We start from the raw sequence: 23,576 nt of genomic DNA on the forward strand, positions 1-23,576 counted from the left end.
GCTGCGCCATGAGCGTTTGTTCCCGCTGCGGCGCCCCGTTCGGCTGTGCCATGGCCGATGGCGGCGACGCCCCTTGCTGGTGTACCGAACTGCCGCCGGTGGTGCCGGTACCGGGAGCAGAGGCCGGCTGCTGGTGCCCGGCCTGCCTGCGCGCGCACATTGCCGCAGCTGCCTCCGACGCGGCGCTCGAAAAAAGGTTCCCACGCGACGATTGAGGGGCAGCGGCCTGGTGCAAGGCGATGGCGTGCATCATGGATCTGTCGCGCCGTTGACGTGAGACGCCGGAACCGGACCGCAGGACGCGGTTGGCATGGGGCTCATCTCAGCGGTGGGTACTGAAAAAGCGCAGCATCTCGCGGCTGGCGTCCGGTCCCTTGCCGTCCGTATAGGTGCCGCGCGCGCTGCCGCCCGACCAGGCGTGGCCGGCGCCGTGGATCACCCAGTGCTCGCCATGCACCTTGCCGTCGGCGCCCTTGTGCAGGGTGCGGGTAAAGGCGTGGCCGCTCGGTACCCGGCCGGGTTCGACCGCCATGGCGTGCGCGGCGTCGCGCGCGTGCACCATCAGCTCGTCGCCATTGGTCGGGTGCACGGTATGGTCCTGGTCGCCGTGGAACACGATGATCGGGATCGCGCGGCCGGGTTGGGTCTCGTCCGCACGCTGGCGCTGCAGCTGGCCCTGCATGGCGGCCAGGGCCGACGGCAGATCGTTGGCGGCGGCGAAGGGCAGGCCGGAGTGCACGCCGACGGCCGCGTACAGGTCAGGGTACAGCGTGCCCATGATGGTGGCCATGGCGCCGCCGGCGGACAGGCCGGCCACGTACACCTGGCCCGGGTCGATGCGGTAGCTGCCCATGATTTTACGGGTGATGCCGGCGATGATCGAAGGCTCGCCGCGGCCGCGCTGCTGGTCGACGTCGTTGAACCAGTTCCAGCAGCGAGAAGCATTCGCCTGGCGCGATTGGGCCGGATACACGACCAGGCAGCCGGTTTCTTCGGCCAGCGCGTTCATTTGCGTGCCGAGCGCGAAGTCGTCCGGGTCCTGGGTGCAGCCGTGCAGCATCACGACCAGGGCCGCTTTCTGGCCGGCGTCCGCGGCCTCGCTGTTGGCTCGATACGTGCTGGGCACGTACAGTTTATAACTGCGGGTGCCGGCGGCATTCGTGTAGCTGCCTTCGCTGAAGGTGCCGGGCAGCGTTTCGGCCGGTTCGTTGGCGGCGGCGCCGCCCTGGCCGAAGGTACGGCTCAGTTCGGCCAGCATATCGGGCACGTCGGCCGGCGTGCGCAGGTGGGCGTTGCCGTTCGCCTGCGACAAGCCGTGCAGTTGCGCCTGCGCGGCCTGGGTCATGGCCGACGCGTTTTTCAGCGCATCCTGGATCACTTTATTCGTGTCCAGTTGCGGCTTGTGCAGCAGGTTGCGGGTGGCCGCGCGCATTTGCGCGATGAGTTTATTGTTCATGAGTTTCATGTTGTTCTTTCGGTTGTGCGCTACTGGATGCGCTCGGCCAGCGCCGCTTTCACCGCGCTGCTGGCGTGCAGGGCGCCCAGCACCGAGATCGATTCGATGGTGGCCAAGGCGAGTTCGACCGGGACGTCGGCGGCAATGCTGGCCATGCCGAGCACCTGGATCTGCAGCCGGACACCGGCCTGCTGCGCCGCTTCCAGGTCGGCGCGCGAATAATGGTGCATGCCGAGCACCAGGCTGCGCCGCGCCACGGTTTGCCGCACCACGTCGGCGTGCGTGTTCAACTGGTTGCGAATCGCCGTGCGGATCAGGTCGGTGCGGTTGCTATAAAAGCCTTCGCTCACCAGTAAATCGATCTGGCCCAGGTCGATCATGCCCAGGTTGATCGTGATCTTTTCCGAATCCGCGACCTTCGGTTTCAGCTCGTTGGTCGTCATCATTTCGCTCCGCATTTCTTGCACCATCCTTTCCAAACCATCCTGTTACCATCCATGTGGATGGTGAAAACTGGGTGCAAGTCTACGCTTGTGAGCCTGGAGGTCAAGCGCGATTCGATTGAATCGGGTAATCTCTTTCTTCATGAGTCCAGAATTACAACCCGGCCTGCGCTTCGCATGGCAGTACACGGTGCCGCCGCGCGCGACCGTGCCGCAGCTCTACCACGACACCCCGTTCTGCCTCGACATGCCCGAGGTGCTCGCCACCGGCTACATGGTCGGCATGATGGAACTGGCCTGCGTGCACGGGATGATGCCTTTCCTCGACTGGCCGCGCGAACAGAGCCTCGGCACCATGGTCAGCTTTCAACATCTGGCGCCGACGCCGCCCGGCATGACCCTGCGCATCGAAGGCGAGGTGCTGGAAGTCGAGGGCAAGCGCGTGCGGTTCAAGGTGCAGGCCTGGGATGACCAGGAGCGCATCTGCGAAGGCACGCACGAGCGCTGCATCATCGATCCGGTCCGTTTTAATGCGCGCGTGGCCAAGAAGCTGGCTGCGCACGGGGAGACGGGCGCATGAGCACGCTTTCTTCGCCCGAACTGCAGACCCCGGTCCCGTCTCCCTGCATCAGCCTGTGCGAGATGGACGGGAAAACCGGCCTGTGCCGCGGCTGCCTGCGCACGATCGACGAGATCATCGCCTGGGGCAGCGCCAGCGACGACGCCAAACGCGCGATCTGGACGGAAATCCGCCGGCGCGAAGCGGACCTGGATTTTGGCTGAGATGGCGCCGCCTCTGCCCGACACCATGCGCGTCTTCGAGCGCGGCTGGCTGTCGGCGAACAATGTCTTGTTCACCGGGGAAGAAACGGCGCTGGTCGACAGCGGTTACGTCACCCACGCGCCGCAGACGCTGGCGCTGGTGCGCCACGCGCTGGGCGGCCGCCCCTTGCAGCGCCTGCTGAACACCCATTTGCATTCGGACCACTGCGGCGGCAATGCGGCGTTGCAAGCCGCCTATGGCTGCCGCACGGCCATTCCGCAGGCCGAAGCGGCCAAGGTCGCCGCCTGGGACGAGGCCGCGCTGAGTTACCGCGCCACCGGCCAGCAATGCGCGCGGTTTACGTTCGATGCGCTGCTGGCGCCGGGACAGCAGCTCGAGCTGGGCGACATGCGTTGGGAGGTGCTGGGCGCGCCTGGGCACGATCCGCATGCGGTGTTGTTGTTCTGTCCGGGCGAGGGCATCCTGATCGCGGGCGACGCGCTGTGGGAAAACGGATTCGGCGTGATTTTTCCGGAACTGGGAGGCGAGTCCGGTTTCGATGAAACCCGCGCCACGCTCGACCTGATCGGCAGCCTCGATGCGCGCGTCGTGATTCCCGGCCATGGCCGCCTGTTCACGGACGTGAAGGGGGCCTTGGGGCGCGCGTATTCGCGGCTCGATTATTTATCGGCCGATCCGAGGCGCAATGCCGAGAATGCCGTCAAGGTGCTGGTGAAATTCCTGCTGCTCGAGCGGCAGCGGATTGCGTTGGCCGATGTGCCGGGGCTGCTGGCGGGGATTCCGGTCGTGCGCAGTGCGATGGGGCAGATGGATGTCGCGGCGCTGGCGCAGGATCAGGCGCTGGCCGAACGCGTGGGCAGAGGATCCGCCCACCCTACGTCGCAAGGCATGCCAGACGGTCCGGTCGATGCCGCCATGACGCAAGCACAGACCCGTAAGGTGGGCGGGTTTCCCGCCCACGCGTCCAGCGCACATTCGCACGCCGGGCAAGCCATTGACCCCGCCTACACGACCCTGGCCAACTGGGCCATCGCCTCCCTGATCCGCGCCCAGGCCGCCCGCCTCGACGGCAATTTCCTGATCGACCAATGAATTAGAGCCACCGATCTAGCACGATCGTGCTTTTTTGACCCTATAATCTGACAGCCAGTCCGAATAACCCCAAGCCGAAAGCTGCCCATGACGCTGCCTACCGTACTGCAAAACCTCTCCTTACCCGTCATCGCTTCGCCGATGTTCATCGCCAGCGGCCCGGCCCTGGTCGCAGCGCAGTGCAAGGCGGGGATCGTCGGTTCCTTCCCGGCCCTGAACGCCCGTCCGGCCGAGCTGCTCGACACCTGGCTGACCGATTTGCAGCAAGAACTGGCCGACTACCAGGCCGCCCATCCGAACGTGAAAGTCGGCCCGATCGCCGTCAACCAGATCGTGCACGCCTCGAACGCGCGCCTCGAGCACGACGTCGAAGTCTGCGTCAAGCACAAGGTGCCGATCATCATCTCCTCGCTGCGCGCGCCGCCGAAAGAGATGCTGGACGCCGTGCACAGCTACGGCGGCATCGTGCTGCACGACGTGGTGTCCATTCGCCATGCCCAGAAGGCGCTGGAAGCCGGCGTCGACGGCCTGATCCTGGTCGCAGCCGGCGCCGGCGGCCATGCCGGTGCCCTGTCGCCGTTCGCGCTGGTGGGCGAAGTGCGCAAATTCTTCAGCGGCCCGATTGCCCTGTCCGGCTCGATCGCCACCGGCGACGCCATCCTGGCCGCGCAGGCCATGGGCGCCGATTTCGCCTACATCGGCTCGCGCTGGCTGGCGACCAAAGAGTCGAACGTCAGCGACGATTACCGCGACGCCATCGTCGAGTCGAGCGCGGCCGACGTGGTGTACACGAATTTGTTTACAGGCGTGCACGGCAACTACCTGAAAAAATCGATCGTGAATGCCGGCCTCGACCCGGACGCGTTGCCGGAATCGGACAAGAGCAAGATGAGCTTTGGCGACGGCAGCTCGAAGGCCAAGGCCTGGCGCGATATCTGGGGCGCCGGCCAGGGCGTGGGCCTGATGCACGACGTGCCGACGACCGCCGAGATGGTCGAACGCCTGAAGCGCGAGTACGAAGCGGCGCGCGCACGCTTGTCGCTGCGGTGATTTGGTAGGGTGGGCACTCCGTGCCCACGCGGTGCAAGGTATGCTTGTCGAGAGGCTTCTCAAAGCCAGTAGGCTTATGTACAGGTTTTTCGCTAGCACTAACGATATTCAACGGTTCGACCGCGTGGGCACGGAGTGCCCGGTGAACCCGCCATTGAGGCCATTGGCCTCAATGGCCCCTACAAAATCAAAAGGCCTCCATCGCGGAGGCCTTTGCCTTACCTTGAACACTCCGTTTCAGGAGGGTTTTGCATCCGGAATCGGATACTCCGGTTCCGCATCGATCGGCGTCAAATCCTGCGGGCTGATCGACCACAGGCCGGGCAGGTTGCGCCAGTAGCCGTACACGTCCATGCCGAAGCCGACCACGAAGGCGTTCGGCAAGGTGAGGCCCGTGATGTCGGCCACGATCGGTTTTGCACGTCCAATATCCTTGTCCGCGAACACGGCAATGATGACCTCGGCCGCGCCCATGTCGAGCAGGCGCTGTTTTACATGGGCCAGGGTTTCGCCCTCGTCGAGGATATCGTCGAGCACGACGATCGTGCGGCCGGCCACGTTCTGGCGCGGGATGACTTTCCACACGACTTGTCCGCCGCGGTCGTCGTCGCCGTAGCGGCTGACGTGGATGTAGTCGAATTCGAGCGGGAAGGCGAGCTGGGGCAGCAGGGTGCCGGTGAACACGACGGCGCCGCCCATCACGCCCAGCACCAGCGGGAAGCCGGCGCCCGGCGCCTGGAAGCGTTCGTTCAGGACATCGGCCACCTTGCGCACCGCATCCTGCACCTGTTCCGGGGTAACGATCTCGTGCGCATGTTCAAGCAAGGCCTGGGCGCGGGTAACATGAAAATCTTGCATGGTATTGACGGTAAAGGACAATGCGCCAATTATCGCCAATATTGCCAATGACAGGCGGACATTTGGTATAGACCAGTTCCAGCGCTATTTTTCTTCCTTGCCATGCATGACCATGATGGTCTGCTGCATCAGCGCGCACAGCGTTTCCTTGTCCCCTTTGAGCGCGAATACCTCGGCTTGCGTGACGATCAGCGTGCGCCCCGGACGCACGACCTTGCCGCGCGCTACCAGGCGTTCGCCATCGGCCGGCGCCATCAGGTTCATCTTGTATTCGACCGTCAGCACGGACGTGCCCGGCGCCGCCACGCTCATGGCCGCGTAGCCGGCGGCCGAGTCGGCGATCATGCCGACCACGCCGCCGTGAATGAAACCGTGCTGCTGCTCGAGTTCGGGCGCATGCGGCAAATGAATCTCGGTGCGGCCGTGTCCAACCACTTCCAGGCGCGCCCCGATCAGGCGCATCGCGTTCTGGCGCGCGAAGCTGGCACGCACGCGCTGCGCGATATCAGGATCCAGCATCGTCATCTCCTCAAGTGTAGTCGCGCGCATCCTCGATCAGCTTGCCGTCATCCAGCAGCGTACCGGGTGCAACGAAGGCCACTTCGCCGCGCAGCTTGGTTACCTCGCGGATCGAGGCGCCGATCGCCGCGGCCAGCGCCGGGGCCGGCGAGCCGGCTACTTCGCAGTGCAGCGTCATCACATCGTTCGCCATCTGCCCCGACACGACCAGGCGCGCCTTACCGATTTCCGGATGCCGGCGCACGATATTCTGCACTTGCGACGGGTGCACGAACATCGCGCGCACCTTGGTGGTCTGGTCGGCGCGGCCCAGCCAGCCTTTGATGCGGCTGTTGGTGCGCGGACCGGGCACGGGATCGAGCAGCAGCGCCGACAAGTCTCCGGTGGCGAAGCGGATCAGCGGATAGTCGGCATTGAACAGGGTGACGACGACTTCGCCGATGTCGCCCGGCGCCACCGGCTCGCCGCTGCCGGGCCGCACGATTTCCAATAGCACCTCCTCGTCGAGCACCATGCCCGGATCGAGCACGCCATCGTTGGCCGTCTCGTAGGCGATGCTGCCGATGTCGGCCGAGGCATAGGTCTGGATTACGTTCGGTACGCCGTTCTGGCGGAACCAGGTACGCAGCGATTCCGGCAACGCCTCGGCGCCGAGCATGGCGTTGCGCAGGCTCGAGATGTCGGCGCCGGTTTCCCGCGCCTTGTCGATGATGATGCGTAAGAAGGAGGGTGTGCCGACATAGGTGCTTGGCTTCAGCGCCGCCATCGCCTCGACCTGCATCTCCGTCTGCCCGGTCCCGGCCGGGATCACGCCGCAGCCGATGCGGGCAGCGCCGCTTTCGACCATGAAGGCGGCCGGCGTGAAGTGATAACTGAAGCAGTTCTGCAGCAGGCCGCCGGGGCGGACGCCGGCCGCATACAAAGGCCGGGCGAAGCGCCACCAGTCTGCGCCGCGCCCTTCCGGATCGAAGATCGGACCCGGCGACATGAACACGTGGGCCAGCGCGTCGATCGGCGTCGCATTCAGGCCGCCGAAGGGCGGCAGCGCCGCCTGCAGCGCCTTCAAATCCGATTTGCGGGTGATCGGCAAGGCCGCCAGTGCGGCGCGGCTGGTGATGGCGGCCGGGTCGACCCCGTCGAGGATGCGGGCCCAGCCCGGCGCCTCCTTGGCACGCGCAACCAGGCCGGGCAGGCGCGCCAGCAGGTCGCGTTCGCGTTCTTCAGGGACGCGCGTTTCCAGCGCATCGAGCGTGATGCCGTTCATTGCTGCCTCCTGTGGATTTATGCTAGCCAGCGCTTGCGGCGGCGATAGAACTTCATGTCCCTGAAACTCTTACGGCCGGCTCCCGAGACGCCCAGATAAAACTCCTTGACGTCTTCGTTGTTGGCCAGGTCGTTCGCTGCACCCTCCATCACGACGCGGCCGTTCTCGAGGATGTAGCCGAAGTCGGCGTAGCGCAGGGCGACGTTGGTGTTCTGCTCGGCCAGCAGGAAGGAAACGCCTTCCTTGTCATTCAAATCCTTCACGATGCCGAAAATCTCGTCCACGATCTGCGGCGCGATGCCCATCGAGGGTTCGTCGAGCAGGATCATCGAGGGATTCGCCATCAGCGCGCGCCCGATCGCGCACATCTGCTGCTCGCCGCCCGAGGTGTAGCCGGCCTGGCTACTGCGCCGCTCTTTCAAACGCGGGAAGTAGTGGTAGACCGATTCCAGCGCCGTTTTCAGTTCGCCACGCCCGATGTTGCGGGTGTAGGCGCCTGTCAGCAGATTCTCTTCGATCGTCAGGTGGCCGAAGCAGTGGCGTCCCTCCATCACCTGCGACAGGCCGCGCCGCACCAGTTCATTGGGCGTCAGCTGGTCGATACGTTCGCCCTGGAAGCGCACCTCTCCCTTGGTCACGTCGCCGCGTTCGCCGCGCAGCAGGGTCGAAATCGTCTTCAAGGTGGTCGACTTGCCGGCGCCGTTCGCGCCCAGCAGGGCCACGATCTTGCCTTTCGGGACCTGCAGCGACACGCCTTTTAAGACCAGGATCACGTGGTCGTAGATGACTTCGATGTTGTTCACCGACAGATACGGGGCGCTGGCGTTGTTCATGGCTGTCATTTCAAAAACGTCCCCACCAGCGGCGGGGACGGTCCATCGAAGGTGATTACTGCATGCAGGCTGGGGTGATGTTCTTTTCCTTGGCATAGGCAAGGGACGACTCTTCGAGCAGCTTGCGCGTCAGGGCCTTGTCGCCGACCACCCAGTTCGGCGTGATCGCGACCCACTTCTTGCCGTCCCACTGCTGCACCTTTACGGCGCCAGAACCCTCGTGGTCGTCGCAGCTCGTTTTCACGGTCGGGAACATGCCGAAGGCGCCGATCGCCTTCTGGCGCGCCGCGTCGACGTTCAGGTTTTCCAGGCCCCAGCGCACCTGCTCACCGGTCATGGTTTTACCTTTGCCGAACTTTTCCTGCGCCGTGCGGATCGCCTCGACCCACAGTACGCCCAAGGTCACGCCGCGCATGTGATACACGGAACCGATGCGGCCCTGGTCGGCCAGGTTGCCCTTGCCGCTTGCGTAGACCTTCTTCTTGATCTCGTCGATGAGCGGGTAGTTGCCCGGGGTGTTGAAGGTCATCGAGGTGTAGCCCTTGGCCGCTTCGCCCGACGGGATCGTGTCTTCTTCCGAACCGGCCCACCAGACGCCGAGGATTTTCTCGCGCGGGAAGCCGTTACGCTGGGCGGTCTTGATGGCCACCGAATTCATCACGCCCCAGCCCCACAGGATCACGTGGTCCGGGCGCGCCTGGCGGATCTGCAGCCATTGCGACTGCTGCTCGCTGCCCGGCGGCGCCACCGCGATCTTGATCAATTCAAAACCGTACTGCTTGGCCTGCGCGTCCAGCACCGGCATGGCTTCCTTGCCGAAGGCCGAGTCGTGGTACAGGTAGACGATCTTTTTACCTTTCAGCTTTGGATAGCCGCCGTTCTTGTCGGCCAGGTACTTGATCATCGCCGCGGCCTGGTTCCAGTAGCTGGTAATTAGGGGGAACACATAGGGGAAGACCTTGCCGTTGGCGGCGTCCGAGCGGCCGTAGCCGAGCATGGTCATCGGGATCTTGTCGGTGGCGACGCGGTCGACGATGCCGTAGGCGATGCCGGTCGAGAGCGGATCAACCAGGGTGGCGCCGCCGTTCTTCGTTTTCATGCGCTCGTAGCATTCGACGCCGCGCGAGGCGTTGTATTCGGTCTCGCATTCTTCCCAGGTCATCTTGACGCCGTTGATGCCGCCGTTGGCGTTGACGAGGTTGAAATAGTCGATCATGCCGCCGTAGAAGCCGGAACCGCCGGCGCCATACGGACCGACGCGGTAGGAGGGCAGGGCGACGAACTGGTCGGCGGCGAGTACCTGTGCGCCCGCACCCATCAGGGCGGCGGCAAGCACGATGGATTTGATGACTTTCATGGTGTCTCCTTGTTATTAACGGCGTTTAGTGAGCGAATATGAGCGAATCAATGGGGGAACGGCCACAGGCGCAGCTTCTCTTTACCGATTTGCCACAGGCGCGCCAGCCCGTGCGGTTCGACGATCAGGAAGAAGATAATTAAACCCCCGAACACCATCAGTTCCAGGTTCGAGGCGTAGTTGGTCGCCAGCCCGAGCGAATGGGCCAGCATGTTCAGGAAGATCGGCAGCAGCACGATGAAGGCGGCGCCGAGGAAGGAACCGAGAATCGAGCCGACGCCGCCGATGATCACCATGAACAGGATGCGGAAGGAGAGATCGAGGCTGTAGGCTTCCGGCTCCACCGTGCCGAGGTAGGCGAATGCGTAGAGCGCGCCGGCGACGCCGCAGTAGAAGGAGCTCACCGCAAAGGCCAGCAGCTTGGTGCGCAGCGGCCGGAAACCGATCACCTCGGCCGCCATGTCCATGTCGCGGATCGCCATCCAGGAGCGCCCCACGTTCGAGCGGATCATGTTCTTGGCCAGCAGCGCCATCAAGGCCACGATGCACAGCACCAGCAGGTACTTGGCTTGCGGCGTGACGAACTGGTAACCGAACATCTGCATGGTCTGCACCGTGACCACGCCGCTGGCGCTGTAGTTGGTCAGATACGGGATCTTGGTGAGACACCAGATCACGAAGAACTGGGTCGCCAGCGTTGCCGCCGCCAGGTAAAAGCCGCGGATGCGCAGCGAGGGCAGGCCGAAGGCGATGCCGACAATCGCCGCACTCAGGCCGCCCAAAATAAACGCCAGCAGCAGCGGAATGCCGGGAATGCGCGCGACAAAATTAAACGAGGCATAGGCGCCGACGGCCATGAAGGCGGCCGTGCCCAATGACAGCTGGCCGGCGTAACCGGTCAGGATGTTCAGCCCGAGCGCGGCCAGCGAAAAAATCAGGAACGGGATCAGGATCGCCGACAGCAGGTAGGGAGAAGCAAGCAGCGGCACCGCCAACAAGGCCACCGCCAGCAGGGTGAATAAGGCGATGCGGTCCTGGCGGATCGGCAGGATCTGGCCATCGGCCACATAGCTGGTCTTGAATTGTCCGGCTTCGCGGTAGAGCATTGTTTAGATCCTCCGGATGATTTTTTCGCCGAACAGCCCTTCGGGCCGCACCAGCAGGAACAGCAGGGCCAGCACATACGGGAACCAGCCCTCGATGCCGCCGCCCACCATCGGCCCGATGTAGACCTCGGCCAGCTTTTCGCTGGCGCCGATGATCAGGCCGCCGACGATGGCGCCCGGGATCGAGGTGAACCCGCCCAGGATCAGCACCGGCAGCGCCTTTAAAGCGATGAAGGTCAGCGCGAACTGCACGCCATTGCGCGCGCCCCACAGCATGCCCGCCACCAGTGCCACCAGGCCGGCGACCGACCACACCACGACCCATATTCTCTGCAGCGGAATACCGACGGCCAGCGCCGCCTGGTGGTCGTCGGCCACGGCGCGCAGCGCGCGCCCGACCCGCGTTTTCGTGAACAGCAGTGCCAGCGCGATCACCAGCAGCGCGCAGACGATCGCCGCCGTCATGTCGAACTGGGAGACAAGGATATTGAAATGCTCCATCAGGTATTCGTTGGGCACGTCCTCGATCGGCAGGTCGAGTTTACGGACCTGCGAACCCCAGACCAGCTGCGCCAGGCCTTCGATGAAGAAGGCCAGGCCGATGGTGGCCATGAACAGCGTGATTTCCGGCTGGTTGACCAGCGGCCGCAGCACGACGCGTTCGATCGCAAAGGCCAGCGCGATCATCACCAGGATCGTGAGCGGGATCGCGATCCACAGTGAGACGCCGAACTTGTCGATGATGCCGACGCAGGTCAGCGCGGCGAAAAAGACCATCGCCCCTTGCGCGAAATTGAACACGCCCGAGGCCTTGTAGATCAGGACGAAGCCGATCGCGACCAGCGCGTACATCACGCCCGACAGCAGGCCGCCGAGCAGCACTTCAATGAAAAAGCTCATGCTGCCGTCTCCCCATGCGCCTGGCCCAGGTAGGCCTTGATCACGTTCTCGTTGCTGCGCACCTCGTCGGGCGTGCCGTCGCCGATCTTCTTGCCGTAGTCGAGCACGACGACGCGGTCCGAGATGTCCATCACCACGCCCATGTCGTGCTCGATCAGGACGATCGTCGTGCCGAACTGGTCGTTCACGTCGAGGATGAAGCGGCACATGTCCTGCTTTTCCTCGACGTTCATGCCGGCCATCGGTTCGTCCAGCAGCAGGATCTCGGGTTCGGCGGCGAGCGCACGGCCCAGCTCCACGCGCTTTTGCAGGCCGTAGGGCAGGCGCCCGACCGGCGTCTTGCGGATCGCCTGGATTTCGAGGAAGTCGATGATTTCTTCCGCTTTCGCGCGGTGCGCGATTTCTTCGCGTCGCGCCGCACCGAGATAGAAGGCCTGCTGTAAAAAATTGGTCTTCATCTTGAGGTTACGGCCGGTCATGATGTTGTCCAGGACCGTCATCCCCTTGAACAAGGCGATATTTTGAAAAGTGCGGGCGATGCCGGCTTTCGCCGCGCCATAGCAGTCCATGTTCGTGCGGCTTTGCCCGCGCAGCACGATCTCGCCTTGCTGCGGGCGGTACACGCCGTTGATCACGTTCAGCATCGAGCTTTTGCCGGCGCCGTTCGGGCCGATGATGGCGCGGATCTCGTGCTGGCGCACGTCGAAGGAGATGTCGGTCAGCGCCTTCACGCCGCCGAAGGAGAGCGAGATGTTTTTCAAATCGAGGATCACCTCGCCGATGCGGCGATGCGCCTCGGGCTGGCCCGGTGGCTGGGTCATTTCCATCACGCGGCCTCCTGCAGCACGGGGTAAGTGGCGGCATCGACGATGCGCAGGTCGGCGCTGACAAGACCGCTGCGGCCATCCTCGAACTTCACCTGCGTGCTGATGAACTGCGAGGTCTTGCCCGCATACAGCGCGTCGATCAGCACCGCGTATTTCTCGGCGACGAACTTGCGGCGCACCTTGCGGGTGCGGGTCAGCTCGTCGTCGTCCGGGTCGAGCTCCTTGTGCAGCACCAGGAAGCGGTGGATTTGCGTTTGCCCCATCAGCGCTTCATTGGCGAGATCGGCGTTCACCTTTTGCACGCACTCGCGCATCAGTTCCAGCACCTGCGGGTTGGCGGCCAGGTCCGTGTAGCCGGAATAGGCGAGATTCCTGCGCTCGGCCCAGTTGCCGACCGCCTCCATGTCGATGTTCAGGAAAGCGCAGACCTTATCCCGGCCATTGCCGAAGGCGACCGCCTCTTTGATGAACGGGAAGAATTTCAGTTTATTCTCGATGTAGTTGGGCGCGAAGATGGCGCCGCTGTTCATCTTGCCGACATCGGCCGCGCGGTCGATGATTTTCAGGTGACCATCGCTGTCGAACATGCCGGCGTCCCCGGTATGGAAGTAACCCTCGCTGTCGATCACTTCGGCGGTGGCGTCGGGGCGCTTGAAGTAGCCATCCATGTTCGATACGCCTTTGACTAATACTTCGCCGTTCTCGGCCAGCCGCACTTCGACGCCCGGCGCGGGAATGCCGACGCTGTCGAACTTTATGTTCCCGTCCGGTTGCAGGCAGACGTAGGCGCAGGTCTCGGTCGAGCCGTACAACTGCTTCAGGTTGACTCCGATCGAGCGATAAAAGCGGAACAGGTCGGGACCGATCGCGGCACCGGCCGTGTAGGCAACGCGCACGCGCGACAGGCCGAGCACGTTCTTCAGCGGCTCGTAGACGAACACGCGGCCCAGCGCGTATTGCAGGCGGTCGAGCATCGCGACGGGCTTGCCGTCGAGGATGTCGCTGCCGCTGCGGCGCGCCACGTTCATGAAATGGTCGAACATGCGGCGCTTGATGCGGCTCGCATCCTCCATCCGGATCATGACGGTGGTGAGCATGTTTTCAAAAATGCGCGGCGGCGCAAAATAATAGGTCGGGCCGATCTCGCGTAAATCGGTCAGCACAGTGTCGCTCGATTCCGGGCAGTTCACCGTAAACCCGGCCACCATCGCCTGCGCCAGCGAAAACAGGCAGTCGCCGACCCAGGCCATCGGCAGGTAGGACAGCACGTCGTCGTGGTCGCTCAGCTTGTCGAAGCCGACGCCGCCTTCGCCGGCGGCGATCAGGGCCGCATGCGACTGCATCACGCCCTTCGGCTTGCCGGTGGTGCCGGAGGTGTAGAGGATGATGGCGGTATCGCTGCCCTGGCCGCGCCGGATCGCTTCGTCGAACACGCCGGGATGCTCGCGGTCCCAGGCGCGTCCCATCTCCTGCAGGGCGGCGAAGGAGAGCAGGCCGGCATGGCGGTAATGGCGCATGCCGCGTTCGTCCTCATAGACGATGTGGCGCACGCGCGGGCACAGGGCTTGCAGTTCGAGGAGTTTGTCGACTTGCTCCTGGTCTTCGACGACGGCGAATTCGATGTCGGCGTCGTTCAGGACGTGGGCCATGTCGGCGGCCGGGGCATCCTGGTAGAGCGGCACCGGCACGCCGCCCAGGCACTGGGCCGCCAGCATCGCCCAGTACAGGCGCGGGCGATTGTCTCCGATGATGGCCAGGTTCATGCTGCGCTTGAAACCGAGCGCCGCCAGGCCGCAGGCGAGGGCGCGCACTTCCTCGTTCGTTTGCGCCCACGACCAGGTCTGCCAGATGCCGAGGTATTTTTCGCGAAAGGCCGGACGCTCCCCGCGCTCTTGCGCATGGGCGAGCAGGCGCCGCGGAAAAGTCTGCAAAGGCAAGCTCTCCGATGTCTCCATCGCTGTCTCCTGATGTTGTCGGGCTCGGCAATCAGTTTGTTGCCGGCGCGTTTTATGTAAAGATAGTAGCTGGCGTTTGCCTGTTAAGTTGTCATTTGAATGACAATTGGCCGACTTTCGATGACGCGTTGCACAATTCAACATGCCGACACAGACCCTGCTGGACCACCTGCGCGCCACCATCTGGGGACGCGTGCTGAGCCGTGACGAGATGGCGCGGGTCGAGGCCGACTGTTTCGAGCAGTTCGTGCCGAAAGGCGGTTTTGTGTGCCGCAAGGGAGAGCCGCTGGAAAACTGGGTCGGCATCATCGACGGCCTCGTAAAAATCAATAATTTTTCGCCGTCCGGGAAAAGCGTGACGTTTACGGGGGTGACGGCCGGCGGCTGGTTCGGCGAAGGTTCCCTTTTAAAAGACGAATTTCGCAAGTACGACGTGATGGCGCTGCGCGACACCCGCGTCGCCCGCATGCCGCGCGCCACCTTCGAGTGGCTGCTCGAGGGCAGCCTGCCCTTCAACCGTTTCCTGCTCATGCAGCTCAACGAGCGCCTGGGCCAGTTCATCGGCCAGGTCGAGACCGACCGCATGCTCGACGTCGACACCCGGGTCGCGCGCTGCCTGGCGGCGATGTTCAATGCGCACCTGTATCCGGGCGTCGAGCCATTGGTCGGGTTATCGCAGGAAGAGATCGGTTATTTGTCCGGCGCCTCGCGCCAGCGCGTGAATGGGGCGCTGCAGCTGCTCGAGAAGGCGGGGCTGGTGCGCTTGGATTACGGCGGGATCAGGGTATTGAACGTCGAAGGACTGCGCGAATTCCAGGCCTGAAACGGTTGCGTAACGTAGGGTGGGCTCCCGAGCCCACGCGTACGTGCGGTTCAATACTGCAAAGCTCCTCGAAACCTCCGGCACACGCACTGTGGTGCTCCGCATGAGGTTTCGATCTGCATGCGTGCGTACGCGTGGGCTCGGGAGCCCACCCTACGGTGCACAGCCGCTCCCGGCTCGCGTTCGATGTTTAGATTTCCTTACCGTTAGGGGTATGATAAGAACCATGTCTACTCCATCCAATACCTCCCCTCGCGCCGGCCGCCTGCAGGCGCTGCGCGCCGCCATGGCCCGCCACGGCATCGACGCCTACATCGTCCCGTCGAGCGACCCCCACCTGTCCGAATACCTGCCGCGCCGCTGGCAGGGCCGCGAATGGATGTCGGGTTTTACCGGCTCGGTCGGCACCTTCATCGCCACCGCAGATTTCGCCGGCGTCTGGACCGATGGCCGCTACTGGACGCAGGCCGAAACCGAACTGGCCGGCAGCGAGATCGCGCTGATGAAAATTCCGTCGGGCGCCAGCCTGCTGCACATCGACTGGCTGGCGGCGAACATGCAGCCCGGCCAGACGGTGGCGGTCGACGCCCGCGTGCTCGGCCTGGCCGTCGAGCGCCTGCTGCGCGAAGCCCTGACGGCGCGTGGCGTCACGTTGCGTACCGATCTCGACCTGCTGGACGAGATCTGGAGCGAGCGCCCGAGCCTGCCGACGGAGGCTTTATACGAACACGTGGCCCCGCACGCGACCATGGCGCGCGCCGACAAGCTGGCCGCGACCCGCGCCGCGATGAAGGCGCTCGGCGCCGAGCGCCATTTCCTCTCCACGCTGGACGACATCGCCTATCTGTTCAACCTGCGCGGCGCCGACGTCAGTTTCAATCCGGTGTTCGTCGCCCATGCGCTGCTGGAAGGGGACGGCGCGACCCTGTTCGTCGCCGAAGGCAAGGCCTCCACTGAACTGCAGGCGCGCCTGCGCGAGGATGGCGTGCGCCTGGCCTCCTACGATGCGGCGGAGAAGGCCCTGGCGGCCCTGCCGGCGGGCAGTACCCTGCTGCTCGACCCGCGCCGCGTCACGGCCGGCATGCGCCAGGCCGTGGCCGAGGGCGTGAAAATCGTCGAGGCGATCAACCCGACCACCTTTGCCAAGTCGCGCAAGACCGAAGCCGAGGCGGCCCACGTGCGCGCCACCATGGAGCAGGACGGCGCCGCCCTGTGCGAATTCTTCGCCTGGCTCGAAGCCACCCTGGCCGACCCGAACCGCGCGCCACTGACGGAACTGACGATCGACGAGCGGATCACGGCCGCCCGCGCGCGCCGCCCCGGCTTCGTCAGCCCGAGTTTCAGTACCATCGCCGGCTTCAATGCCAACGGCGCGATCATGCACTACCGCGCGACGCAGGCTTCGCACGCGGTCATCGAAGGCGACGGCCTGCTGCTGATCGATTCGGGCGGCCAGTACCTGGGCGGCACCACCGACATCACGCGCGTGATTCCGGTCGGGCAGATCACGGCCGACCACCGCCGCGACTTCACGCTGGTGCTGAAGGGGATGATGGCGCTGTCGAGCACCCAGTTCCCGCGCGGGACCAAGGGGCCGATGCTGGACGCGATCGCGCGTGCGCCGATCTGGGCGGCGGGCGTCGACTACGGCCACGGCACCGGTCACGGCGTCGGCTACTTCATGAACGTGCACGAAGGTCCACAGGTGATCTCGCCGAGCGCGTCTCCCGATCCGCACACGGCGATGGAGCCGGGCATGATCACCTCGATCGAGCCGGGCATTTATAAACCGGGGCGCTGGGGTATCCGCATCGAGAACCTGGTGCTGAACGTCCCTGCTGGCCAAGGGGAATTCGGCGAGTTCCTGCGCTTCGAGACGCTGACCCTGTGCCCGATCGATACGCGCTGCCTGGATCTCGATCTGCTTCAGCCGATGGAGAAAGCCTGGCTGAACGACTACCACGCCCAGGTGCGCGAACGCCTGCTGCCGCATGTGACGGGCAGCGCACGCGAGTGGCTCGAACTGCGCACGAGGGCCCTCTAAATGGTTTCCGCCCGTTCCACCCGCGCCAGCGCCGCCGTCGAGCGCCTGAAACGCCGCACCGGCCACACCGGCTATTCGATGGCGCGTACCGCCAGTGGCGGCTTCTACCTGTCCGAAATGCCGGGTTCGCCGCCGCTGTGCGAGCCGCTGGAACTGGACGACTTCGTCCAGTTCGTGAACGGTCTTGGACCGCAGGAAGTCAAGCGCATGACCAAGAACGACATCGCGTTCGAGAAGCAGCTGGTCCGCAAGAAGCCTTGAGCGGCGCTGCCGCCGATCTTCCATGACGCAAGTCGATTTCCTGTCCCCGTATTGGTCGCCGACCGAGATCGCGACCAATGCGGTGATCCTGCTGCACCTGGCCGGCGCCCTGCTGCTCGGCCTGCTGGTGGGCTACGAGCGTTCCTATCACGGGCGCGCCGCCGGCATGCGCACCTATGGCCTGGTCTGCATGGCCTCGTGCGCGCTGACCATCGTCAGCGGCTATCCGGAGATGTGGTACGGCGGCCAGACCGGCGCCATCGGCACGGTCGACCCGACCCGCGTGATGCAGGGCGTGGTGACCGGCATCGGTTTCCTCGGCGCCGGCGTCATCATGCGCGAAGGTTTCAATATCAGCGGCCTCACGACTGCCGCCTCGATCTGGAGCTCGTCCGTGATCGGCATCCTGGTCGGCGTCGGCTTTTATCTGGCCGCGATGGGCCTGGCTTTCTTCTCGGCCATGATCATGATTTATTTGAACCGGGTCGAGGCGTTTTTACCCTCGCGCCGCGCGGTGGCGGTGACGCTGCGCTTTCGCGAAGCCTTCCTGCCGCGCGAGGATGCGCTGCGCGAAGCGGCGCTCGAACGCGGCTACCAGATCGCCGGCAGCTCGCTGACGATCTCGAGCAGTAACGGCCGCCAGGAATGGCGCTTCGTTGCCGTGGCCCTCTCTCGCCACAACCGCGCCACCCTCACCGAACTGGCCGCCGAACTGGCGGCCTCCGAAGGCGTCGAAGGTTTTCAGCTTTCGCACGCCCGTAATTAAAAATGCGCATTTAAAAATACGCATTTAAAAATGAACAATACTGGGATATAGCAATGCACGCTCAAGACGTTCTCGATTTCTGGTTCCTGCCGCCAAACGATCCGGCCTACGGTCAGCCGCGCCCCGAGTGGTTCCGCAAGGATCCCGTGTTCGATGCGCAGATCCGCGCCCGCTTCGGTAGCCTGATCACCCAGGCGGTGGCGGGCGGCCTGCGCGAATGGGATCTGGAGCTGGGACCGCAAGGAACGCTGGCGCGCATCCTGGTGCTCGACCAGTTTACGCGCAATGCCTACCGCGAGACGCCGGAATCCTTCGCCGGCGACTTGCTGGCCCTGAGCGCCGCCCAGTCCCTGGTCGACAGCGGCGCCGACCTCGGGTTGGCGCCGTTCCAGCGCGCCTTTGCCTACATGCCTTACGAACACGCGGAAGACGCGCGCATGCAGCAATGCGCCGTCGACCTGTTCGCGCGCCTCGCCGGCGAGCATGAAGGGTTTACGGAGATGCTCGACTACGCCCACCGCCACCGCGGCGTGATCGCGCGCTTCGGCCGCTTCCCGCACCGCAATCCCATCCTCGGGCGCGCCTCCACCGCCGATGAACTGCAGTACCTGAGCCAGCCCGGCGCCGGCTTCTGATGCGGCCGACGCTGAACATCGTCGGCGCCGGCCACGTCGGCCGCGCGCTCGGACGTCTGTTTCATGCGCACGCGGTGTTCGCCCTCCAGGATGTGCTGGCCCGCTCGCACGCCAGCGCCGAGGATGCCGTCGCCTTTATCGGCGCCGGCCGCGCGCTGGCGCAGGCCTCGGAGCTGCGCCCGGCCGCCGTCTGGATGCTGGCCGTCGGCGACGACCAGATCGGCCCCGCCTGCGCGGCGCTGGCCGCCACTGGCGTGCTGAAGGGCGCGATCGTGTTCCACTGCAGCGGCGCCAAGGCCTCGAATGAACTCGACACGGCGCGCCAGGCCGGCGCGCACGTGGCAAGCATCCATCCGGTGCGCAGCTTCGCCGACCCGGCCGCGGTCGCCGCCAATTTTGCGGGCACCTGGTGCGGCGTCGAGGGCGACGAGGCGGCACTGGCAAGCCTGCGGCCCGCGTTCGAGGCCATTGGAGCGCGCCTGGTCGCGATCGACCCCGCCGCCAAGACGGTCTACCACGCCGCCTCCGTCTTCGCCGCGAACTACCTGGTGACGGTGCTCGACGCCGCGCTGCGCGCCTATACGGCGGCCGGCGTGCCGCCCGGGGTCGCGCGCGAACTGGCGCAGCCGCTGGCGAGCGAAGCCATGGCGAACGTGTTCCGCCTCGGCGCTCCGGCGGCGCTGAGCGGCCCGGTCGCGCGCGGAGATAGGGACACGGTAAAGCGCCAGCAGGCCGCGCTGCACGACTGGGATGCACCCACCGGCGCGTTGTACGCGGCGCTGGTCGAAGCGACCCAGGCGCTGGCCGAGCGCAAGCGCCGCGGCGACGCCTGAATTTTTACTCGAACAAAAGGATTTATCGATGCTGTTGACTGCCTGGGCCACGCTGGCCATTCTCGGGGTGTATTTCTGGACCGGCGTGATGGCCGGCTACGCGCGCGTAAAGTACAAGGTGCCGGCGCCGTCCATGGACGGGCCCGCCGCGTTCCAGAGCGCGCAGCGGGTGCAGGCGAATACCCTGGAGCAGTTGCCGATCGTGATCGTGCCCCTGTGGCTGTGCGCGCTCTACCTGGGCGATGCCTGGGCCGCGGCCGGCGGCATGTTGTGGTGCGCGGGCCGTGTCGCCTATGCGCTCGGCTATTACCGCGATCCGGCCAAGCGGGAAATCGGCTTTGTACTTGGCATGGTGGCAAGTGCGTTGTTAATTGGCGGCACTGCCGTGGGTCTAATGATGCACTAGAGCAAAAAATATGCATCAAAGAATCGACAAAGTTCCCAAACGGAAATAAGCTTTGCTGCTGAATCCGTCATATCGGTGACTGGTGCGCGTCGCGCCCGGCCGGTTCGATGCGTAGGAGGCAACATGCTGTTTTTGAAGAGCACTGCGGCAATGAAGGCGCCAGGCATTTATGAAGTCGACATCGCCGCCAAGCCGCCCGGTAAAACCTTTGGCGTTTACCTGGCGACCGATCCCGACAATCCGCCCGCAGGCGTGCTTGCCGCATTGACCGAGCTCGGCTTCAAGGGCACGTTCCAGAAGAATTACACGCACCGCGACGGCGGCCGCGTGCTCGACCTGCATTTCGAGAAAGACGGCACCGACCTGTTCAAAGGCTGGAAGGCCGAAGAGTGCAGCGCCAACCTGGCCGCCCTCGACTCCCTGTTCGGCCAGCACGGCATCGCCGTCACGACCCGGGTAATGAGCATGGCCGAGGCCTACGCCTGAGTCTTCCCGGTGCCGGCCTGGCACCCGTTTTTCCTCCGTTTGAAACCGCACGATGCCTGCCCGGCTTCGTGCGCGTACGCCTATCCCTGCACCTCGATGTGGTACAGCGCCCACGGACAGGCGCCAAAGCGCGCCGCCAGCGGCTGCGTCGCGAATTCAGGAATCCTGTCCGCATCGTAGACTGCCCACAGCGGTCCCAATCCCCCGAGCGCCATCGGCTGCCCGTCGAGGTGCGTCGCGACCATCATCCCCCAGGCTTGCGCCTGGCGCAACGTGATCGCCACCGCATAGCCGTCGACCGCGCGCAGAATGATGCGCGTGTCCATGCCGCCCGGCGCACCCGCCAGGGCCAGCACCTCGGCCAGCTGCGGGCCGCGCAAGGCGTGCACCTTGCCGTCGTATTCCAGCGTGGGCCGGATGGTACGGGAAGGCAGGCGCGCCAGCGCCGCGAAATCGAGCGCATGCGCTTGCGTAAAGGCGAGCTTTTGCTTGGCCATCATCTGGTCCAGCGCCGGGTCGAGCGGACCGCGGTTCGGGCGTCTGATCGTGCCGCTGATCGTCAGCAGGACCGGTCCGGCCTGGGCAGAGGCGGCCTCGGCAATGCCGGGCAGGGCGCCGGCCACCAGGGCCGCACCCAGGAACTCACGTTTGTTCATGCGACAATTCTCCTTCTTGGCATCCCGCCATCATAAACGTCCCCATGGATCTGTTCGACAATCCCGCCGCCCTGGTACCGATCCCGATCGACGATGGCGCGCTGGCGCTGATGCGGCAATTGCCGCTGCCCTGGCCGAATGCCGAGGTGTTCGCGCGCCTGTTGGATGAAACGCCCTGGCGCGAGGAAAGCATCGTCGTCTATGGCAAGCGCCACCTGCAGCCGCGCCTGACGGCCTGGTACGGCGACGCCAGCTATACCTATTCCGGGCTGCGCCTGGAACCCCTGCCGTGGACGGAACTGCTGCTGCTCATACGCGCGGCGGTCGAGTCGGCCTGCGGGCGGCGCTTCAACAGCGTGCTGCTGAACCGCTACCGCAACGGCCGCGACAGCATGGGCATGCACAGCGACGACGAACCGGAACTGGGAGAAGAACCCGTCATCGCCTCGCTCAGTTTCGGCACGACGCGCGGCTTCGTTTTGCGGCATAAACGCAACAAACACACCTTAAAACTCGATCTGGACGATGGCAGCCTCTTATTGATGAGTGGGCAACTGCAGAGAAACTGGCTTCACGGCATTAACAAGTCGGCCCGTCCCCTCGGAGAACGCATCAATCTAACCTTCAGGTACATCGTCTAATTTGCTCGCTTCAGGCAGCATTTGGATGTCAAAATAACTGAACTATAAGTCAGTTATCTTACATTTGCTTACAGTTCTTACCAGATTCGCATGCACGTTCGCTTTTCATGATGCTATCTTGGACACATCGCGATTCACGATGAATGGCGAGCCAGACTAGACTCATGAAAAGGATTTACGTATGAAAAAGCTCATCTTTGCACTGCTCGCAGGTACCGCCGCCCTTTCCGCCGCTCAAGCCCAGACCACCATCACTCCAAAGCCCTACGTCGGTGTCGGCGCAGCGGGTGCCGACCGCGAATACAACGTCAATGGCGCAACCATGCGCGATAACGACGGCTACAAATTCTCGGGCAAGATCTTCGGCGGCGCCGAACTGAACGACACCTTCGGCGTCGAAGCCGGCTATACCGACTTCCGCAAGGCAGGCGGCAACTACACCCTGAACGGCGCGAACGTCAGCACCGAAACCGAAGGCTACGGCGCCTACATCGCCGGCAAGGCCAAGTACGCGTTCAACGACAAGGCTTCGGTCTACGCCAAGCTGGGTGTGGCTCACACCAGTAACGAGTTGAATTCGGCCACGCCCGGCGTGAGCCGCAAGGTCAGCGACAACGGTGGCTACGGCGCCCTCGGCATGCAGTACAACGTGACCCCGCAAGTCGCCGTGTTCACCGAGTACGAGCGCTACGGCAAGAAGCAGGATTTCGGTCCGAAGCCGGACGTCTTCACCGTCGGCGCGAAATATCAGTTCTGATCGCTGCTGACATAGTAAAAATAAAAAGGGCCTGCGGGCCCTTTTTCTTTTGCTGACGTAGGGCGGGCATGCCCGCGCGTGACGCCCGCATCGTGTTGGCAGGGTCTTTCCCGGAACGAAGCCAACACAGCGCGAAATTCACGCGTGGGCATGCCCACCCTACGAGCCATCATGCCGGTACCGCACTTATGCCGCCGCCGCGGCGCATGACCCAGGGCGGCAGTACGGGCGGCATGCCGGGTTGCGGCGCCGTCAGCCCTTCGGAAATAAACCGGTGCACCGAGGACCAGGGCCAGTCGTGGGCGCAGGCGCACAGGCCGTGGCGCACCGGATTGGTATGCATGTAGTCGATCAATGAGGCGTATTCGGCGTCGTCCGCGACCCGGAATTCCTGGTACTGGCGCGCCCAGATCGCGCCGTCGGCCTGGGCCGCCGCAAGCGACTTGCGCAAGGCTTTGGAGAAGGCGATTTTCACGGCGCGCCAGCGGCTCGAGCAGTCATGGTCGCCCGGCGGCAAGGTCCACATCGCATGGGCGTGGTCGGGCAGCACTACCCAGCCGTCGACATGGAAGGGCTTACGGACGCGCGCCTGGCGAATCGCGTCGCCGAAGGCGGCGATGTGGTCCGTCAACAGGGAACTGCCACGGTCCAGCAGGCGAACCGTGAAGAAAAAGGTTCCACCAGGAACCCGGTTGTCGCGGTAGTCTGTCATGGGCAAAGTGTGCCAATCGATGTTGGTCGCCATGTCGATTGGCGCAAAGGGGAGGCGAGAGCGCCTAACGCTCTTAAGTATTCAAGGCCTCATCAACGAACGATTTTACACA

The 23,576-nt window shown here is 64.4% G+C and carries 27 protein-coding genes and 1 pseudogene; 15 read left to right on the top strand and 13 right to left on the bottom strand.

The genetic code is table 11. The features are described 5' to 3' along the window. The first annotated feature begins 8 nt into the window (after positions 1-8). Positions 9-215 (top strand): cysteine-rich CWC family protein, encoded by a 207-nt coding sequence (locus tag ACFPQ5_RS05020; protein ID WP_379752179.1) that lies wholly within the window; start codon positions 9-11, stop codon positions 213-215. A 107-nt stretch (positions 216-322) separates the two neighbouring features. Here the strand turns inward: ACFPQ5_RS05020 and ACFPQ5_RS05025 are convergent, their stop codons facing one another. Beyond that, on the bottom strand, positions 323-1,465 hold the full coding sequence (locus ACFPQ5_RS05025; RefSeq protein WP_379752180.1) for an extracellular catalytic domain type 1 short-chain-length polyhydroxyalkanoate depolymerase: 1,143 nt from the start codon (positions 1,463-1,465) through the stop codon (positions 323-325). Positions 1,466-1,485: 20 nt separating this feature from the next. Continuing rightward, positions 1,486-1,899 carry a CopG family transcriptional regulator gene (locus tag ACFPQ5_RS05030; RefSeq protein ID WP_379752395.1) on the bottom strand — a complete coding sequence of 138 codons (414 nt, stop codon included), beginning with the start codon at positions 1,897-1,899 and terminating at the stop codon, positions 1,486-1,488. Positions 1,900-2,041: 142 nt separating this feature from the next. On the opposite strand from ACFPQ5_RS05030, the gene ACFPQ5_RS05035 reads away from it, so the two are divergent. From ACFPQ5_RS05035 to ACFPQ5_RS05050, 4 genes and pseudogenes are all read left to right on the top strand, one after another. Next, positions 2,042-2,479 (top strand): thioesterase family protein, encoded by a 438-nt coding sequence (locus ACFPQ5_RS05035; protein ID WP_379752181.1) that lies wholly within the window; start codon positions 2,042-2,044, stop codon positions 2,477-2,479. After that, positions 2,476-2,682: a DUF1289 domain-containing protein gene (locus tag ACFPQ5_RS05040; protein WP_379752182.1), complete on the top strand. Its 207-nt coding sequence runs from the start codon at positions 2,476-2,478 to the stop codon at positions 2,680-2,682. Before ACFPQ5_RS05035 ends, ACFPQ5_RS05040 begins: the two co-directional genes overlap by 4 nt. Before the next feature lies 1 nt (position 2,683). Continuing rightward, positions 2,684-3,481 (top strand): annotated as a pseudogene (locus ACFPQ5_RS05045) (MBL fold metallo-hydrolase); the annotation flags it as partial. A gap of 381 nt (positions 3,482-3,862) precedes the next feature. Then, a complete protein-coding gene (locus tag ACFPQ5_RS05050; protein WP_379752183.1) occupies positions 3,863-4,825 on the top strand; it encodes an NAD(P)H-dependent flavin oxidoreductase in 963 nt (320 codons plus the stop codon). Positions 4,826-5,062: 237 nt separating this feature from the next. Here ACFPQ5_RS05050 and ACFPQ5_RS05055 read toward each other — a convergent pair whose 3' ends face one another. The 9 genes from ACFPQ5_RS05055 to ACFPQ5_RS05095 form a co-directional block, all read right to left on the bottom strand. Beyond that, positions 5,063-5,683, bottom strand: coding sequence for a hypoxanthine-guanine phosphoribosyltransferase (locus tag ACFPQ5_RS05055; RefSeq protein WP_379752184.1), 621 nt, complete (start codon positions 5,681-5,683; stop codon positions 5,063-5,065). Between the two features lie 84 nt (positions 5,684-5,767). Then, positions 5,768-6,208 carry a PaaI family thioesterase gene (locus ACFPQ5_RS05060; RefSeq protein ID WP_379752185.1) on the bottom strand — a complete coding sequence of 147 codons (441 nt, stop codon included), beginning with the start codon at positions 6,206-6,208 and terminating at the stop codon, positions 5,768-5,770. Between the two features lie 4 nt (positions 6,209-6,212). Next, entirely contained in the window at positions 6,213-7,466 is a 1,254-nt protein-coding gene (locus ACFPQ5_RS05065) for a phenylacetate--CoA ligase family protein (RefSeq protein WP_379752186.1), read from the bottom strand. 17 nt (positions 7,467-7,483) lie between these two features. Next, positions 7,484-8,299, bottom strand: coding sequence for an ABC transporter ATP-binding protein (locus ACFPQ5_RS05070; protein WP_379752187.1), 816 nt, complete (start codon positions 8,297-8,299; stop codon positions 7,484-7,486). Between the two features lie 55 nt (positions 8,300-8,354). Beyond that, a complete protein-coding gene (locus ACFPQ5_RS05075) occupies positions 8,355-9,656 on the bottom strand; it encodes an ABC transporter substrate-binding protein (RefSeq protein ID WP_379752188.1) in 1,302 nt (433 codons plus the stop codon). A 47-nt stretch (positions 9,657-9,703) separates the two neighbouring features. Beyond that, positions 9,704-10,762: a branched-chain amino acid ABC transporter permease gene (locus tag ACFPQ5_RS05080; protein WP_379752189.1), complete on the bottom strand. Its 1,059-nt coding sequence runs from the start codon at positions 10,760-10,762 to the stop codon at positions 9,704-9,706. A 3-nt stretch (positions 10,763-10,765) separates the two neighbouring features. After that, positions 10,766-11,662 carry a branched-chain amino acid ABC transporter permease gene (locus ACFPQ5_RS05085; RefSeq protein ID WP_379752190.1) on the bottom strand — a complete coding sequence of 299 codons (897 nt, stop codon included), beginning with the start codon at positions 11,660-11,662 and terminating at the stop codon, positions 10,766-10,768. Then, positions 11,659-12,489, bottom strand: coding sequence for an ABC transporter ATP-binding protein (locus tag ACFPQ5_RS05090; protein WP_379752396.1), 831 nt, complete (start codon positions 12,487-12,489; stop codon positions 11,659-11,661). The genes ACFPQ5_RS05085 and ACFPQ5_RS05090 overlap by 4 nt, the downstream gene beginning before the upstream one ends. After that, positions 12,489-14,444, bottom strand: coding sequence for an AMP-dependent synthetase/ligase (locus tag ACFPQ5_RS05095; protein WP_379752191.1), 1,956 nt, complete (start codon positions 14,442-14,444; stop codon positions 12,489-12,491). The genes ACFPQ5_RS05090 and ACFPQ5_RS05095 overlap by 1 nt, the downstream gene beginning before the upstream one ends. 142 nt (positions 14,445-14,586) lie before the next feature. On the opposite strand from ACFPQ5_RS05095, the gene ACFPQ5_RS05100 reads away from it, so the two are divergent. From ACFPQ5_RS05100 to ACFPQ5_RS05135, 8 genes are all read left to right on the top strand, one after another. Continuing rightward, positions 14,587-15,267 carry a Crp/Fnr family transcriptional regulator gene (locus tag ACFPQ5_RS05100; protein WP_379752192.1) on the top strand — a complete coding sequence of 227 codons (681 nt, stop codon included), beginning with the start codon at positions 14,587-14,589 and terminating at the stop codon, positions 15,265-15,267. Positions 15,268-15,493: 226 nt separating this feature from the next. Continuing rightward, a complete protein-coding gene (locus ACFPQ5_RS05105) occupies positions 15,494-17,311 on the top strand; it encodes an aminopeptidase P family protein (RefSeq protein ID WP_379752193.1) in 1,818 nt (605 codons plus the stop codon). Further along, positions 17,312-17,572 (top strand): hypothetical protein, encoded by a 261-nt coding sequence (locus ACFPQ5_RS05110; protein WP_136221727.1) that lies wholly within the window; start codon positions 17,312-17,314, stop codon positions 17,570-17,572. It abuts the gene before it with no gap. 22 nt (positions 17,573-17,594) lie between these two features. Then, positions 17,595-18,338 (top strand): MgtC/SapB family protein, encoded by a 744-nt coding sequence (locus ACFPQ5_RS05115; RefSeq protein WP_136221728.1) that lies wholly within the window; start codon positions 17,595-17,597, stop codon positions 18,336-18,338. A gap of 53 nt (positions 18,339-18,391) precedes the next feature. Further along, positions 18,392-18,973: a DUF924 family protein gene (locus ACFPQ5_RS05120; RefSeq protein ID WP_379752194.1), complete on the top strand. Its 582-nt coding sequence runs from the start codon at positions 18,392-18,394 to the stop codon at positions 18,971-18,973. Beyond that, a complete protein-coding gene (locus ACFPQ5_RS05125) occupies positions 18,973-19,806 on the top strand; it encodes a Rossmann-like and DUF2520 domain-containing protein (protein WP_379752195.1) in 834 nt (277 codons plus the stop codon). The genes ACFPQ5_RS05120 and ACFPQ5_RS05125 overlap by 1 nt, the downstream gene beginning before the upstream one ends. Positions 19,807-19,834: 28 nt before the next feature. Beyond that, positions 19,835-20,212, top strand: a complete 378-nt coding sequence (locus tag ACFPQ5_RS05130) for an MAPEG family protein (RefSeq protein ID WP_379752196.1) — start codon at positions 19,835-19,837, stop codon at positions 20,210-20,212. A gap of 123 nt (positions 20,213-20,335) precedes the next feature. Next, positions 20,336-20,698 carry a hypothetical protein gene (locus ACFPQ5_RS05135; protein WP_379752197.1) on the top strand — a complete coding sequence of 121 codons (363 nt, stop codon included), beginning with the start codon at positions 20,336-20,338 and terminating at the stop codon, positions 20,696-20,698. Positions 20,699-20,778: 80 nt separating this feature from the next. Here ACFPQ5_RS05135 and ACFPQ5_RS05140 read toward each other — a convergent pair whose 3' ends face one another. Continuing rightward, positions 20,779-21,354, bottom strand: coding sequence for a putative pterin-binding protein (locus ACFPQ5_RS05140; RefSeq protein ID WP_379752198.1), 576 nt, complete (start codon positions 21,352-21,354; stop codon positions 20,779-20,781). A 44-nt stretch (positions 21,355-21,398) separates the two neighbouring features. Between ACFPQ5_RS05140 and ACFPQ5_RS05145 the strand changes: the two genes are divergently transcribed. Further along, positions 21,399-21,995 (top strand): alpha-ketoglutarate-dependent dioxygenase AlkB family protein, encoded by a 597-nt coding sequence (locus ACFPQ5_RS05145; RefSeq protein ID WP_379752199.1) that lies wholly within the window; start codon positions 21,399-21,401, stop codon positions 21,993-21,995. A gap of 181 nt (positions 21,996-22,176) precedes the next feature. Then, positions 22,177-22,752, top strand: coding sequence for a porin family protein (locus ACFPQ5_RS05150; protein ID WP_379752200.1), 576 nt, complete (start codon positions 22,177-22,179; stop codon positions 22,750-22,752). 169 nt (positions 22,753-22,921) lie between these two features. On the opposite strand, the gene ACFPQ5_RS05155 is transcribed toward ACFPQ5_RS05150, so the two are convergent. Then, complete coding sequence (locus ACFPQ5_RS05155) at positions 22,922-23,464, bottom strand: REP-associated tyrosine transposase (protein WP_379752201.1); 543 nt, start codon at positions 23,462-23,464, stop codon at positions 22,922-22,924. Positions 23,465-23,576: the final 112 nt, after the last annotated feature.

Source organism: Massilia suwonensis (assembly GCF_042655665.1).
In the GTDB taxonomy this organism is placed as follows: domain Bacteria; phylum Pseudomonadota; class Gammaproteobacteria; order Burkholderiales; family Burkholderiaceae_D; genus Telluria; species Telluria suwonensis.

Bases quoted from the DNA above. Each gene is read 5' to 3' on its own strand.
- ACFPQ5_RS05060 (WP_379752185.1), bottom strand. From the start codon at position 6,208: ATGACGATGCTGGATCCTGATATCGCGCAGCGCGTGCGTGCCAGCTTC.
- ACFPQ5_RS05140 (WP_379752198.1), bottom strand. From the start codon at position 21,354: ATGAACAAACGTGAGTTCCTGGGTGCGGCCCTGGTGGCCGGCGCCCTG.
- ACFPQ5_RS05020 (WP_379752179.1), top strand. From the start codon at position 9: ATGAGCGTTTGTTCCCGCTGCGGCGCCCCGTTCGGCTGTGCCATGGCC.
- ACFPQ5_RS05085 (WP_379752190.1), bottom strand. From the start codon at position 11,662: ATGAGCTTTTTCATTGAAGTGCTGCTCGGCGGCCTGCTGTCGGGCGTG.
- ACFPQ5_RS05095 (WP_379752191.1), bottom strand. From the start codon at position 14,444: ATGGAGACATCGGAGAGCTTGCCTTTGCAGACTTTTCCGCGGCGCCTG.
- ACFPQ5_RS05030 (WP_379752395.1), bottom strand. From the start codon at position 1,899: ATGACGACCAACGAGCTGAAACCGAAGGTCGCGGATTCGGAAAAGATC.
- ACFPQ5_RS05065 (WP_379752186.1), bottom strand. From the start codon at position 7,466: ATGAACGGCATCACGCTCGATGCGCTGGAAACGCGCGTCCCTGAAGAA.
- ACFPQ5_RS05050 (WP_379752183.1), top strand. From the start codon at position 3,863: ATGACGCTGCCTACCGTACTGCAAAACCTCTCCTTACCCGTCATCGCT.
- ACFPQ5_RS05075 (WP_379752188.1), bottom strand. From the start codon at position 9,656: ATGAAAGTCATCAAATCCATCGTGCTTGCCGCCGCCCTGATGGGTGCG.
- ACFPQ5_RS05145 (WP_379752199.1), top strand. From the start codon at position 21,399: ATGGATCTGTTCGACAATCCCGCCGCCCTGGTACCGATCCCGATCGAC.
- ACFPQ5_RS05115 (WP_136221728.1), top strand. From the start codon at position 17,595: ATGACGCAAGTCGATTTCCTGTCCCCGTATTGGTCGCCGACCGAGATC.
- ACFPQ5_RS05090 (WP_379752396.1), bottom strand. From the start codon at position 12,489: ATGGAAATGACCCAGCCACCGGGCCAGCCCGAGGCGCATCGCCGCATC.
- ACFPQ5_RS05120 (WP_379752194.1), top strand. From the start codon at position 18,392: ATGCACGCTCAAGACGTTCTCGATTTCTGGTTCCTGCCGCCAAACGAT.
- ACFPQ5_RS05080 (WP_379752189.1), bottom strand. From the start codon at position 10,762: ATGCTCTACCGCGAAGCCGGACAATTCAAGACCAGCTATGTGGCCGAT.
- ACFPQ5_RS05125 (WP_379752195.1), top strand. From the start codon at position 18,973: ATGCGGCCGACGCTGAACATCGTCGGCGCCGGCCACGTCGGCCGCGCG.
- ACFPQ5_RS05055 (WP_379752184.1), bottom strand. From the start codon at position 5,683: ATGCAAGATTTTCATGTTACCCGCGCCCAGGCCTTGCTTGAACATGCG.
- ACFPQ5_RS05035 (WP_379752181.1), top strand. From the start codon at position 2,042: ATGAGTCCAGAATTACAACCCGGCCTGCGCTTCGCATGGCAGTACACG.
- ACFPQ5_RS05110 (WP_136221727.1), top strand. From the start codon at position 17,312: ATGGTTTCCGCCCGTTCCACCCGCGCCAGCGCCGCCGTCGAGCGCCTG.
- ACFPQ5_RS05130 (WP_379752196.1), top strand. From the start codon at position 19,835: ATGCTGTTGACTGCCTGGGCCACGCTGGCCATTCTCGGGGTGTATTTC.
- ACFPQ5_RS05100 (WP_379752192.1), top strand. From the start codon at position 14,587: ATGCCGACACAGACCCTGCTGGACCACCTGCGCGCCACCATCTGGGGA.
- ACFPQ5_RS05040 (WP_379752182.1), top strand. From the start codon at position 2,476: ATGAGCACGCTTTCTTCGCCCGAACTGCAGACCCCGGTCCCGTCTCCC.
- ACFPQ5_RS05135 (WP_379752197.1), top strand. From the start codon at position 20,336: ATGCTGTTTTTGAAGAGCACTGCGGCAATGAAGGCGCCAGGCATTTAT.
- ACFPQ5_RS05155 (WP_379752201.1), bottom strand. From the start codon at position 23,464: ATGACAGACTACCGCGACAACCGGGTTCCTGGTGGAACCTTTTTCTTC.
- ACFPQ5_RS05070 (WP_379752187.1), bottom strand. From the start codon at position 8,299: ATGAACAACGCCAGCGCCCCGTATCTGTCGGTGAACAACATCGAAGTC.
- ACFPQ5_RS05105 (WP_379752193.1), top strand. From the start codon at position 15,494: ATGTCTACTCCATCCAATACCTCCCCTCGCGCCGGCCGCCTGCAGGCG.
- ACFPQ5_RS05025 (WP_379752180.1), bottom strand. From the start codon at position 1,465: ATGAAACTCATGAACAATAAACTCATCGCGCAAATGCGCGCGGCCACC.
- ACFPQ5_RS05150 (WP_379752200.1), top strand. From the start codon at position 22,177: ATGAAAAAGCTCATCTTTGCACTGCTCGCAGGTACCGCCGCCCTTTCC.